Consider the following 13,390-nt stretch of genomic DNA (forward strand, 5'->3'; position numbering starts at 1 on the left):
AGGAAACTTCGGCAAGTCGAGGAAACCCCGGTCACCGGCTGCCGCGGATGCGGGTCCTCGGCAGCCGGGCCGGGGATCATCTTTTCTGTCAGGCGAATTCGAGCTCGTAGGCCGAATCCCGGTGGAATGTGGTGTCGATACCCTTCTCCTCTTCCTCGGAGGAGATGCGGATTCCGATGGTCTTCTTCAGGACGAACGCGATGGCGAAGGCAACCGCGAACGAGTAGGCCATCACCGCACCGGCCGCGACCGCCTGCTTCCACAGCTGGTCGAATCCGCCGCCGTAGAACAGGCCGTTGGTGGCATTGGGCATGCCCTCGCTGGCGAAGAAGCCGATCAGCAGGGTGCCGACCACGCCGCCGACCAGGTGTACGCCGACCACGTCGAGCGAGTCGTCGTAGCCAAGCTTCTCCTTGAAGCCGACGGCGTAGACGCAGATCGCCCCGGCGATGGCGCCGACGAAGATCGCGCCGATCGGGGTGACCGCACCGCAGGCCGGGGTGATGGCCACCAGGCCGGTGATCGCGCCCGAGGCGGCGCCCACGCCGGTGACGTGGCCGTCCTTGAGTTTCTCGACGCCGATCCAGGCCAGGGTGGCCGCGCAGGTGGCGACGAAGGTGGTGACCATCACGATGGCAGCGGAATTGCCTGCGGCCAGGGCGGATCCGCCGTTGAAGGCATACCAGCCGGCCCATAGCATGCCCGCGCCGAGCAGGGTCAGGGGGACGTTGTGCGGCTTGCGCAACTGGCCGAACATGGCCGACTTGCCGAGCACGATGGCCACGGCGAGGGCGGCCGCGCCGGCGTTGATGTGCACGGCGGTGCCACCGGCGAAGTCGATGGCGTGCAGCTTGTTGGCGATCCAGCCGCCGACCGAGTTCTCGGTGACGACACCGTCGAAGGCGAAAACCCAGTGTGCGACCGGGAAGTACACCAGGACCGCCCAGGCCGCGGCGAAGATCATCCAGGCGCCGAACTTCATCCGGTCGGCGACCGCACCCGAGATCAGCGCCACAGTGATGGCCGCGAACAGCGCCTGGAAGATGGAGAACAAGCTGACCGGAAGCCCCGCGACCGTGGTCATCGGCTCCATGAGGTCCTTCATGCCGGCGAATTCGGTGAAGCTGCCGACGAATCCGCCGTAGGACGTCCCGAAGACCATCGAGAATCCGAACAGCACCCACAGCACGCCCACGAGGGCGACTGCGCCGAACGTCATCATCATCATGTTGGTCGAGCTCTTGACCGAGACCATGCCGCCGTAGAACAGGGCAAGGCCGGGGATCATCAGCGTGAGGCCGATGATGCAACACAGCATGAACGCTGTGGTTCCTGTATCCATCAACATCTCCTGGGGGTGGCGGCCCGGGCGGGCCGATCACTGGGAGTTGACGACGTTTCTGTTACGTGGACCGACCTGTTGTGTTGCGACGACGTAAAGCTGAGCGCCGGACGCCCGTGAGGACCTCGTTACGGAACGTTCATCGACAGAAATGCCAGGGAAATCCGTATACCCGACGGTATACAGCCATGGATACAGCGCTCGCCGAACAGCATTCGGCGCTTGGTGAGGAGTACGAGAACCAGCCCGTCCCGCTGACCGCCCGCAAGTCACTGTTCGCGGTGTCCGCGGTGTGGGTCGGCTTCCCGATGATCATGACCTCGGCCGTCTTCGCGGGCATCGTGGTCTACAACCTCGGCTTCGTCATGGGCTTGGTCGCCATCGTGGTCGGTGACCTGATCCTGATGGGCTATGTCGGCACACTGAGCTACCTGGCCGGCCGCTCCGGCAAGAACTTCGCGCTCACCGCGGCCGACACCTTCGGGACCCGGGGTTTCCGCATTGTCTCGGCCTTCCTCTCGGCATTGGTGATCGGCTGGTTCGCCTTCCAGACGGGCATGGTCGGATCCACGCTCAACCTCTCGATGGGCTGGAGCGCGCCGTGGATCACCCTGCTGGCCGGGGTGCTGTTCGTGGCGTTGACCTTCGTCGGGATCCGTGCGATCTCCTGGATCGGGGTGGTGGCCTCGGTGTTGTTCATCCCGCTCGGCGTGGTGGCGGTGATCCTGGCCGCCGGTAGCGCCGGCGGGATCGGATCGGCGCTGGATTACCGCGGCGGCGCCGGCGTGAGCGCCTTCGGCTTCGGCGTCGCGGTGACCATGGTGTTCGCCTGCTTCGCCGACTCGGGGACCATGACCGCTGACTTCACCCGGTGGGCCCGCAACGGCAGAGAGGGCGCATTGGCGGCATTCTCCGCGTTTCCGGTCGCCTACCTCATCGCTCAGCTGGCCGGCGCGTTCGTGGTCGCACTGGGCGCCGCCGCCGCACCCGGCACGGCGGGCGGTGACTTCCTGCATGTCCTGGTCGGCGCCGGGGGAGTCCTGGTGCCGTTGGCGATCGTCTTCGTCTTCGTCAACCTCGGCAGCGTGTGTGCGCACTGCCTCTACAACGGTGCGGTCGGGTTCGGCAACATCACCGGAAAGACCATGCGTCAGTTGACGATCGTGCTGGGTGTGGTGGGAACCGTCGCCGCCGTCGCAGGCATCTGGTCGTACTTCGCGACGTGGCTGAACATCCTCGGAGTGCTGGTGCCCCCGATCGGCATCGTGATGATCCTCGACCAGTTGGTGTTCGCCCACCGCCGGGCCACCGCGGCGATTGCCTGGAAACCGTTCGCGGCGTGGGGAATCGGAGCCGGAGGAGCGCTGCTGACGCACTTCTACGCCCCGCAGCTGTCGGATGCGGTGGTGGCGATGGTGGTCGGCGGGCTGGCCTTCACCGCGTTGGCGTACCTGCCGGTCCGCGCTGTGCAACCGGCGCTGGTGGGAGAAACCGCATGATCACCATCGAGGCCAACCCCTACGTCTGGCCGTATGACGGTGACATACCCACCGGGCGGACGGCATTGATCAACATCGACTGGCAGGTCGACTTCTGCGGTGAGGGCGGCTACGTCGACAGCATGGGCTACGACCTGTCGCTGGTGCGGGCGCCGCTGGGCCCCGCGCAGGAGGTGCTCGCAGCGGCCCGCGCGGCCGGGCTCCTGGTCATCCACACCCGCGAAGGGCACCGCCCCGACCTCTCGGACCTGCCCGCCAACAAGCGGTGGCGGTCGGCGCAGATCGGTGCCGAGATCGGATCGACCGGACCGTGCGGCCGGATCCTCACCCGGGGCGAGCCGGGCTGGCAATTGGTGCCCGAGATGGCCGATCTGCCAGGCGAACCCGTCATCGACAAGCCCGGCAAGGGCAGCTTCTACGCGACCGATCTGGACCTGGTGCTGCGCACCCGCGGCATCACGCACCTCATCTTCACGGGCATCACGACCGACGTGTGCGTGCACACCACCATGCGGGACGCCAACGACCGCGGCTACGAGTGCCTGGTCGTCTCGGATGCCACCGGGGCCACCGACTACGCCAATCACGTTGCGGCACTGAACATGATCACCATGCAGGGCGGGGTGTTCGGGGCGCATGCCGCCAGCGTCGACGTGGTGGCCGCGCTCAAGGAACTGCAATGACGTCGGCGCCGATCACCGAACCGGTCTCCCTGCGTGACCGCGTCTACCTTGACCTGGGCAAGAAGCTCATGGTCGGCGAGATCGACCATCGCACGAGGCTGGTCGAGTCGCAGCTCTGCGAGACGCTCAACGTCAGCCGGACTCCACTACGGGAGGCGCTGGTCCGGTTGCATGCGGACGGCATGCTCGAACGCAGGCCCGACGGCTACTACCCGGTGGCGTTGGACATCCCGGGCGTCCGCGACCTCTACGAGCTGCGCATCACCATCGAACTGCGCGGCATCGCACGGATTCTGGAAACCGACGAGCTGCGGTACGACAAAGACCGGCTCGCGGCGCTGCGCGCCGAGTGGCTGGGGCTGAAGGCCAGCCCGCCCCCACCGGACGGCGACATGGTGCTGCGCGACGAGTCTTTCCACGTCGAACTGTGCGCGGCATCCGGGAACAAGGCGATGGTAGCCACGCTCGACAATGTCAACCGGAGGATCCGGTTGATCCGGATGTATGACTTCGTCACCGAAGAACGGGTGATCGCCACCATCGATGAGCATCTCCAGATCGTCGACCTGCTCCTCGACGATCAGCTCGACGCTGGCCGCACTGCCTTGCATGAGCACGTCGGCGCGAGTTTCGAGGTCGTAGAGCGGCGTGCCCTGCGCGCGCTGAGTGCCCGCGCGCTCGGCCAGTCGGTCACCTCGCTGGAGGCGCTGTGGAAGTAGCGGGCCTAGCTACGGCCCTCACAGTCGTTCGGAGCGGGTGCCGATGTGAATCGGTTGTTGATCCATGACAGCGTCGCGGTGGAATCCAGCTGGGGCTGTGGATCCTTGCGGATCGTGATGGTGTCGCCTAGCTTGCATGCCGCGTTGAGTGCGCGGTCAGTCCAGACGGCCGGAGTCGCCGGTTCGGTCCCGCTGTACGCGACCAGCATCGGAGCCCGTGTCGGCCCCTGTGGCAGGTTGACCTTTTGAAGGAATCCACGCAGGGTGTCCATCGCTTCTGCGGAGGCCGGTCGCAGATCATCGGGGGGAACCTGGGCAGCCACCTGCGCGGCTGTGGGCGCGGATTGACAGCCAAGCAGGTTGTCCCACTGCTGTTCGGCGGCGCCGCGCCGGAAGTCGTCAAGGTTGATCGCATCGGGATATGCGGCTTCCAGTCCGGCCAGGAACCGGGCGAGGACAACCTTCTGCTCGTTGTTCAAGGTGCCGTTCTCGGCGGCGTCGGCGAGACCGTCGAGGTCCGTCATGGGCGACACGCTCACGGAGCCCGCGAGTTCGAGCTCGTATGAGTAGTTGTCGGCGAGCTCATTGGCCGCCCACGCGGCCTGACCGCCTTCGGCGATTCCCATCGTCAGCCATGCACCCGATGTTTGCGGTACCACGATCCGCGCGGCCTGAGCTCCGTCAACCAAGTTGTAGGCGGCCGTCGTCGAGTCCAGATACGGGTGATACTGCGGTTCCATGTCTTCACCGGTGGAGGGATGACCAAGCCCCTGGAAGTCCGGAACTGCCACGACGTAACCGGCTTTCAACAACGCCACAACAGTCGGGATAAGCCCGACCAGGGTAGGGGAACCGGACGGTGCGCAGTCAGGGGCAGTCCCGGTGGCTCCGGGTGCCAGTGCGACGATCGGGAACCCGTCTTCGGGCGCGTCCCCTTTGGGCTTGAAAACGGTAGTGGTGAGCGTTGATTGGGTGTCATCGATCCCAGATCGGGAGATATGGGTGACGAGATCGATCGATGCGGCGGCATCTCGCAGCGGTTCTGCAGCGTTCGTCACAGGAACGGAACCGAGGTTATGGGGCGCCTCTTCCTCGGACTGTTCGGCCTTGTCCGGTGTTCCGCAACCGGCGAACACGAGCGTGGCGGCCGAGAGCGCGACCAGTGCTTTGTAGCCTTTGCGCATCAACAGATCTCTCTCCTCGTCCTATGCCGACATGACAACATTCAGCGATGTCGACCAGTGCATTCCTACTTGCCGGCGGTCCCGGGCAACTGTCGATCTCGCACATCTGGGGTGCCGAGTGCGCTTGCCAGCCACGGCAGAGCTGCGTCGAATGCTGAGCCGGCAGATTGGAAGTCATGTGCGCCCTTGTAACCGACCACGGAACATTCGATGTTGTAGCCGCTGAGCAGGGCACAGAGTTTGGTCGCGTTGGGGGCGTGTTCCTCCGAGTAGGTGTCCCAGTCGGCAATCGAGTCCTCGGAAGGCGGCGTGGTGCTGGCGTCGCGGTGGACGGTCGGTGTGTCGTCGGCGACACCGAGCCATGCCGACAAGTCGTCGTACGGACCGTGGCGGGTGATGATCGTCTTGGGGTCGAACGATTCCCAGGCATTTTCGTCGCCTCCGAACAGTCGCGCGACGGTCTGGTCCTTCGTGCCCGCATTGGGGCCCAAGGTGCCGTCGAGCCAGACGAACGCACTGAACATGTCGGGGTTACGCACTGCGGTGAGCAGGGAGCAGGTAGCGCCCGTGGACCAGCCCACCAGCCCCCAGTTCTCGGGCTTCGAGCTGACCCCGAACCGGGAGATCATGTATGGCACCACGTCTTTGGTGAGATGTGCGGCGGCGTTGCCGCGGACGCCGTCGACGCATTCGGTGTCGTTGTTGAATTTCCCTGATATGTCCGGGAATACGACGATAGGGGCATTGCCGTGGTGCAGTGCTGCGAAGTCGTCCAGTGTTTGAAGCGCTTCCGTGGACTGGAGCCAGTCGTTGGGATGGTTGAACTCTCCGCCCATCATGATCACCGCCGGCAGTTGCGGCGGCGGGTTGCTGGAGAACCAGGCCGGCGGGAGGTACACGACCTCGGTCCGGTGCGCGAAGCCTGAAGCGTCGGCCGGGATGGTCACCCGCACGACGGTGCCTCGGGTGGGTACCTCACCTTTCTGCTGCAACGCGGCGAGTTCGGATTCGTCGATCCATTGTTCTGGCTCAGTCTGCGTTACCCGCAGCCACGCCGCGCGGACCGTGGGAAAGTATCCGGTCGCCGTGTTGAGCGCGGAGAACCCGCACACGACGACCAGCACGACCGACAGAATTGCCACCAGGCGTCGCCACCACTCAGACCCGCGCCATCCTGCGATCAAGACTGTTGCAGTGAACCCGAGCATGGCAGTCCAGAAGACTGTTCCGAACGCGATGGCGTCGGCTGACCAACCCTGATCGCGGACGATCAGTCGTCCGGCCGCCGCCAGGCCCACCCCAGCGAGTACCGCGACGAGCAGCCATCGTCGCAGCCATTCTCGGGACCGTCCACGTCCGATCGCGACCACGATCGCCGCCAGTGCGAGAATCTGCAGGGCTATCGGAATCAGACCGCTGGTCAGAGACAGGTTCATGGGATAAGGCCCTCGCAATCATCTAGGGCGGGTGTCGGTATGAATCGATCGTTGGTCCGTGTCAGCGTCGCGATGGAATGCAGCTGGGGCCTCCTGTTCTGCACGGCACGTCCTCTCATGCTGTTCCGGCTGAAGCACCTATTTGCGGGATCTGCGCCGCCACAGGAGAACTCCACCGATGGCCGCGGCCACCGCGAGCACGATGGCACCCGCAATCTGGAGTCCGTGGCCACCGCCTGACTGCGCGAGCCCAGACTCGTTGTCGTCACTGCGGATCGACACATTGACGGGCGTTCCCGCTGCGCCGGCCGCCAGTACATCCCCGGTCAGCTGTGCCCAATTGATGTCTGGCCTTTCGAGATAGTCGATCAGCGGATCGACCAGAGACCACGAATCGGTGGTCGTGACCAGTGCGACGGTGCGGTTGCGTGGGTTGTCGGCGAAGACCTGGACTGATCCGAGGCCCTTGGTCATGTCGGCGCGCAACTGCGTCGGCAGATCGACGGTGAGGGCCGAGCCGGCACCGTTGAGCGGCGGGTTCAGCGTCGTGTGTTTGAGCGTGTCTGCGTTCGCCACGATGAGCGCGGAATCGGACGCCTCGGCCGCGGCTTTGACGTCCACGACCTGCGGTAGCAACTGAGCCTTCGTCTGGCGTGCGATGTCAGTGATGAGGCGAGTGGTGTAACCGAGCTGGTTTGGACTGGTTCCGTCAAGCGCGACGTAGAACTTTGGGCTGAACTCCGAAGGCAGAGCGCTGAATCCGCCAGGCGCCGATCCGCCGCGCTTCACGGTCAGGGTCGACTGGGGGTCGACCTGAAAAGTGAGTGGCGCGATCATGGGCCCGCACAGCTGACGCGGAGTGTAGGTCAGGGCGAAATCAAGACTGACTCGTTGTGTGAGCGCCTGCTTCGGTAAGTCGAAGGTTGCGTCGAGTCGGCCGGTCTGGTCGAGGGCCTGGGTGTGTACGACGACGCCGTTCGCACGGACCATCACCGTTCCCGCATCGTCTTTCGCCACCGGTGTGTAATCGGCAAGTAGGTGAACTTGGGCGTTCTGGATGCGACCGGCCCCCAACGCAGCTCGATCGGTGCTGACAGACATATCTCCGGATCGCAGCACCTCCGCCCGGCCTTTCATCCCGAGCTGGTCAAACGTCAGGGTGTCGCCACTGGGAGTGGGGCCGATGCCGGCCTGGTACACCCTGGCTGTGTCCACCTGCGCCAACGACTGCAGGTCATTGACGATCAGCGAGGTCTGTGCGGTCAGTTCGTCGCCGCGACCAGAGAGTCGGAGATACGCACCGGCAGCCCCGGCGTTGGCTACGTTGAGGCCGGCGGGACCACGTTCGACGACGACCGCACGGGTCAACGGTCCGGTTGGCGGTGGCGTAGTTCCTCGCGGTTGACTCATCACAGCGATTCCGAGAGGTTGGGGCGCGTACTGCTTGACCAAGGCTGATGCCAACGTGAGCACGGCCTGCTGCTCGGATGCATCCGCGTCGTTGGGAGCGTAGATGACAATCCGTTGAAGGACCGGGGGAAAGAACGTGCCAACGGTCGCCGGTGATGGCTCCGTTCCGGTGAAATCCACATCCAGATCACTGATTTGAAGCTGTTGCATTGGCCCGCAGATCTGACCGGTGCTGTCGGCCTGTCGTGCCGTGAACGACAATCCGATCGCCGAGCCCCGTACGCGGGCAGCCGAAATGTCAACGGTGAAGGGCGTGACCGCCTGACTGGCGGCTACCGGCGGTAAGTTCACTGCTCCTAGAAAGCCGCCGCTTGGGTCAGAGACTTCCAAGAATCCAGGGCCGAGATTGACCGGGGCGTGAATAACGCCGTGCAGTCTGACCGGGTTCAGTCCGGCGGGCACGGGCACCGTGAAATCTTGGTTGCTGTTGGCGGCGCTGAGATTGATCGTGCGGGGTAATCCGAGAGACGGCCACGCCAGATTGAGGGTGTTGGACTCGGGATCTGCAGAGGCGGGTGCGGCAAGTGCGCTCGCAGCGAGGAATAGCGCTAACAGCAAGCGAATATTGGTTAATGCGAACATAAATCGATGCCCACGGGGGCGGTTCGCTGGCCGCGGGTAATCCGAATCGGGTGAGGACGCCGTGCTGACCGGATTCACGAATTTCCCACCTTCGGTATCACAGTTTGCGGACACCCACACTGGCGTCGGACTATACCGGCGTTGGTGGGGGCGAGTGGGCCGGTTGCAATCACATTGCAACCATTAATAAGTGAGCGCGGCGGCTCAAACCGTTGTCCCGCCAGTACCTGAGCGCCATAATCACGGGGAACACGTGAGGATGGTGACGACTCGGTGGCCGTGGTGCTAGCAAACGCGCATCCGTCTGAATCGCGGGTCAGAGTCAACGACCTGCTCACGAAAATGTCAGGTTTCCCGGTTCTGACCCACACCACGTGGAGCAACTATGAATAAGCGTCTGCCTGCGTCCACCGAAATGAAGCCCGGCGCTTTTGGGGCCGCGGATGTGTCCCCCTCGATGGCACACGCGCGAGCCCGTAGATGGCGATCCGCCTACCGCCGGCGTGTTTTGGTCGCCGATGCCGTCGTCCTCGCAGTGGTCGTTGTCTTCGCGGAATGGATCGGAACTTCGCTGGCGCACCGTCATTTCGCCAGCTTCACCACCGCCACGGCGTTTTCGATCGGGATCTACATCGGCTGGCTGATCGCGCTCGGATATGTGCATTCGCGCGATCTCACGTTGGTGGGGCAGCAGGCCGAGGAATACCGCCTCGTCGGAGTGGCGACCGGTTGGACGTTCGCGCTTGCTGCGGCGGCCGAGGTTTTCCTGGACATGCCGATCTCGCGGATCCAGTTCGGAGTGACGTTCGGACTGGGGTTGATCGGTCTGTTCGTGGTCAGGCACCTGTTGCGCGCCGACGTGCGTCGACGTAGGAAGCGGGGAAGCTACCTCTCCCGGGTTGTTGCGCTCGGCGATGTCAATGCGGCGCGCACGTTGTCCGAGTATTTCCAGCGCTCGCCGAGCGCGGGATACCAGGTTGTCGGCGTCTGCATCCCGGATGCCGGCGACTTGATCGGGCAGAACGTCGAGTTGCCCACCGGTCCCGTTCCCGTTCTCGGTTTCAACAACGACGCCGAGGTCGAGGCTGCCGTGGCGTCAGCAGGCGCTGACGCCCTGGCCGCGGTCTATGCCGGGAACTTCGGGCCTGAGAAGGTCAAATTCCTCGCTTGGCGAATGCAGGCGATCAACACTGAACTCATTGTGGTTCCAGGCTTGACTGAGGTGGCGACGCACCGGCTCCAGCTGCGCCCGCTGGAGAATTTGCCGCTGTTCGTCATCGAAGCGCCCACACACGACCGGGTGTCGATGATCTCCAAGCGGATACTGGACCTCGTGCTGGGCACCATCGGCACGATCATTGCCTTGCCGGTCATCGCGCTTGCGGGTCTGGCCATCAAACTCGACGACTGGGGCCCGGTCTTCTACCGGCAAGAAAGGGTCGGCCTCGACCAGAAAACATTCCGGATCTTCAAGTTGAGGACGATGCATGTAGGCACCGACAAGTTGCCGCAAACCAATGAGCAGCATGCGGAGAGCATGTTCAACAAGCGATCATCGTCGTCCAGCGTCACGAAGGTCGGCAAATTTCTACGGGCCACGAGCCTCGACGAGTTGCCTCAGTTGTTCAACGTGCTGGGCGGCTCGATGAGCATTGTCGGGCCGCGCCCACTGGTGCCGGGCGAAGCCGGGACGGATGTCGCATTCCTGGAACACCGAGAGCACGTGAAGCCCGGAATGACGGGTCTGTGGCAGGTATCCGGACGTTCTGATCTGGAGGATAAGGACCGGGTTCGGCTCGATCGGTCCTATGCCGGCAACTGGTCCGTGATCGGCGACCTGGTGATCATCTGGCGTACAGTTGGCGCCGTTCTGAAGAGGAAAGGCGCCTATTGACGCATTTGCTACTCGGTGACTTGGCGAACAAAAGTGGAAGGGCGGTGAATACCAGTTTTGCCCGCGAACACAACGGCCTCACAGACTGCTCTGGCTGCCATTAAGAGGGTCGAAGCGCGCAATTGGATCACGCAGTTGCTGGCTGGAGCGGTGATCGGTGCTTGTGTCTGCGCAGGACTTGGCAGCGTTCTGTTCAGCATGATGGCCGCGGACACCACTGCCACCGCGCTGGTGCGCATTGTCGAGCCGCCGGATCTGGTGGCGATCGCAGGTGGAGCAAGCCAAACGACGCCACAGACCCAGGACAACACGGGTCGATATGTTGCCGGTGAGGTGGCCTATCTGTCGGGTGACGGATTCGGCCAGGCGGTGGCTGCCCGACTGGGCAAGAACAAGCCGCCGAAACTGAAGGTGGTGCAGGACGGCCAGTCGTCGGTAGTGGCGATCAGCGATACCGAGAAGTCGCGCAGCGACGCCATCCGCGCGGTACAGATGACGATCGATGTGTACGGACAGCAGCTTGCCGAACGCACCGACCGACAGATGCAGGTGATTCTGCCGGCCCTCGGCCAGTGGCAACAGACTGCGGACGGCCCCGGTGCAGCGGCGATTCAAGCGTTGCGTGACAGGGTCCGCCTGCAAGCCACCCAGTCGAGCAAGCTGCCGGTGCTGCAGCCTCCGACGCCCGATTACGTCAGTTCTCATCGTGCGACCATCGGTGCGGCACTGGGGTTTTTCCTGGGCGGCGCACTCGTACCGTTGATCATGATGGCGCGGCGCAAACGGTCTGGGCTCGTTTCGCTTTCATCGGACGCCCCGGAGCTCAGCGAGGCCGTCGACCGCATCCTTGTCCCGGTGGTAGATCTCCGACAACCACCGCGTCCGGCGTGGGGGGACGATCAGATCGCGCTCGGCCGCAAGCTATACGCGCAACTGGGTGCGCCCGATGCTGGCCGGACGATTGTTGTAGTCGGAGCCTCGCCCTCCTCGGGCGCATCGACGGTCGCGGCACTGCTCGAGTTGGCCGCCTCAGAGCACGGCCCTGTGCAGGTGACGAACGAACCGATCGCCAAACCCGACTCGTCCACCACCGTGATTGTCAAGGCCGGCACCGTTGGTTCCTCGGGTTCGATTCCGGAGGCGATCGCGTCGGCCACCGATCTTGTGCTCGTGTGTCGGCCGGGTACTGATACCTCCGAACAGGTTCACATCGCCTGTTCGGCGACGGCCTCGAGCGCCGCGACGCGCAACGCGGTCTTCACGTCGCTTCCGTGGTGGAGATTCGGTCGGCACTCCGACGAGAAGCCAGAACCGCATGTGAACGGCGCGGACGTGTCTTCACCGGATGGCAAGACGATGACCAGGGACGTCATTGTCTGAAAGTCGGGCGTTACATGCGGTGGTGCAGGTCATCGCCGGCCTGGGGCTGAACATCTTCCCCGCGATATTCATCGCCGTGTACGCCCGGATCGCACCGATCGAGGTGCAGGGCTTTCTCGCCGTCGCGTTGACGGTCGGCGTATATGTGGCCCAGTTGATCAACGCGTTCATCATCGAAGGACGCCTCGCCACTCCTGGCGCGGAACACAACTTCTGCCTGCCGGTGTGGATCGCGTTGTTGAGTGTGGGGGCAGGCGCTTTGCTCATCTTCGGCCCGGCGGTCTCGTCGCCGGTCGTATTGATGGCGAGTGCAACCGGGCTGATGACCGGCATGCTGGTGGGCCGATCTATCGGGATGGTCAGCGGCAGGTGGCGGCGGGAAGCGGTGGCCTCCACGATCCTGATCGTCTCCGGCGTGGTCGCGCTCGTGCTGGCCGTCCAACACAGCGGCCACAGCGTTCGGGTTCTGGCAGCGGGTGCCGTCGCCGCGATATTGATGCGGTACCTGCCGCGGACGCCGTTTGGGCGTTCGGGCCTGCCGCCTGACATCGGTAAGGCGAGTTGGGTCACAGCGGAAACTGCGGTGGTCGGCGCCGTGATGCCGGCGATGACGTCGGTCGTGCTGTACGCGATGGGGCCGGCTGCTTCGGTGGCATTTCGCGTCATCTCGACGGTGTCCGGTGCACTTGAGCCGATCATCTCTTACGGCAGGTATCGGTTGCTCGCTCGGGCTCATAAGCGCGAGGCAGCCATTGTAGGTGTGATATTCCTGCTCGGGCTGGCGGCAGTCCTTATCGCTGCGTTCGGTGGATTCGGACAGCTCGTGTTCGGGCCGGCTTGGAGCAACGTCGGTGTGGTCGCCCTGTTGCTCGCGTGCCTCTGGAAGGGCTTGATGCTGCTCTCCACGGTGCCGTTCGCGGCCCTGCGCGCAGCGGGGGAGACCAGGGCAGTTTTCTGGGGACGTGTGGTGAGCACACTGGTCTACCTCGCGCTCGGTTTGGGATTCTTGTTCATCTGGCACTCGACGATCGCGATATTCCTCTCGTTCGTCATCGCCGAGATCTTCACCGGGATCCTGTACCGGACCGTGGCGCGTAGATACGTCCCTGACTTCGAGGGAGTTGTCGACGTGGTGGCCCGCCGACTGCGGAGCGGCCGACAGTCCACAAGTGGCGGCAGCGGTGCTGCTTAGCGAGTCGGG

Annotated in this window: 10 protein-coding genes; 6 read left to right on the forward strand and 4 right to left on the reverse strand. The window is 64.1% G+C overall.

Translation table 11 applies throughout. The features are described from left to right. Positions 1–88: 88 nt before the first annotated feature. Positions 89–1,342, reverse strand: coding sequence for an ammonium transporter (locus tag AB0876_RS09985; RefSeq protein ID WP_090517592.1), 1,254 nt, complete (start codon positions 1,340–1,342; stop codon positions 89–91). A gap of 188 nt (positions 1,343–1,530) precedes the next feature. On the opposite strand from AB0876_RS09985, the gene AB0876_RS09990 reads away from it, so the two are divergent. From AB0876_RS09990 to AB0876_RS10000, 3 genes are read left to right on the forward strand one after another with little or no spacing between them, the layout of a single operon-like run. After that, positions 1,531–2,841: a cytosine permease gene (locus AB0876_RS09990; protein WP_526041866.1), complete on the forward strand. Its 1,311-nt coding sequence runs from the start codon at positions 1,531–1,533 to the stop codon at positions 2,839–2,841. Continuing rightward, complete coding sequence (biuH, locus tag AB0876_RS09995) at positions 2,838–3,524, forward strand: biuret amidohydrolase (protein WP_491840157.1); 687 nt, start codon at positions 2,838–2,840, stop codon at positions 3,522–3,524. The genes AB0876_RS09990 and biuH overlap by 4 nt, the downstream gene beginning before the upstream one ends. Beyond that, positions 3,521–4,243, forward strand: coding sequence for a GntR family transcriptional regulator (locus tag AB0876_RS10000; protein ID WP_526041867.1), 723 nt, complete (start codon positions 3,521–3,523; stop codon positions 4,241–4,243). The genes biuH and AB0876_RS10000 overlap by 4 nt, the downstream gene beginning before the upstream one ends. 5 nt (positions 4,244–4,248) lie before the next feature. Here the strand turns inward: AB0876_RS10000 and AB0876_RS10005 are convergent, their stop codons facing one another. From AB0876_RS10005 to AB0876_RS10015, 3 genes are all read right to left on the reverse strand, one after another. Next, the gene (locus AB0876_RS10005) at positions 4,249–5,427 is read right to left on the reverse strand and encodes a lipase family protein (protein WP_526041868.1); all 1,179 of its coding nucleotides are present in this window, start codon (positions 5,425–5,427) and stop codon (positions 4,249–4,251) included. 65 nt (positions 5,428–5,492) lie between these two features. Beyond that, entirely contained in the window at positions 5,493–6,863 is a 1,371-nt protein-coding gene (locus AB0876_RS10010; protein ID WP_526041869.1) for an alpha/beta hydrolase-fold protein, read from the reverse strand. 138 nt (positions 6,864–7,001) lie between these two features. After that, positions 7,002–8,273 (reverse strand): hypothetical protein, encoded by a 1,272-nt coding sequence (locus AB0876_RS10015; RefSeq protein WP_526041870.1) that lies wholly within the window; start codon positions 8,271–8,273, stop codon positions 7,002–7,004. A 1,099-nt stretch (positions 8,274–9,372) separates the two neighbouring features. Between AB0876_RS10015 and AB0876_RS10020 the strand changes: the two genes are divergently transcribed. The 3 genes from AB0876_RS10020 (at position 9,373) to AB0876_RS10030 (ending at position 13,381) form a co-directional block, all read left to right on the forward strand. After that, positions 9,373–10,809, forward strand: a complete 1,437-nt coding sequence (locus tag AB0876_RS10020) for a sugar transferase (protein WP_157923473.1) — start codon at positions 9,373–9,375, stop codon at positions 10,807–10,809. A 198-nt stretch (positions 10,810–11,007) separates the two neighbouring features. After that, a complete protein-coding gene (locus tag AB0876_RS10025; protein ID WP_491840162.1) occupies positions 11,008–12,189 on the forward strand; it encodes a CpaE/TadZ family protein in 1,182 nt (393 codons plus the stop codon). Next, positions 12,182–13,381, forward strand: a complete 1,200-nt coding sequence (locus AB0876_RS10030; protein ID WP_491840163.1) for an MATE family efflux transporter — start codon at positions 12,182–12,184, stop codon at positions 13,379–13,381. The genes AB0876_RS10025 and AB0876_RS10030 overlap by 8 nt, the downstream gene beginning before the upstream one ends. Positions 13,382–13,390: the final 9 nt, after the last annotated feature.

This window comes from Mycobacterium sp. NPDC049093 (assembly GCF_040704635.1).
Lineage (GTDB): Bacteria > Actinomycetota > Actinomycetes > Mycobacteriales > Mycobacteriaceae > Mycobacterium.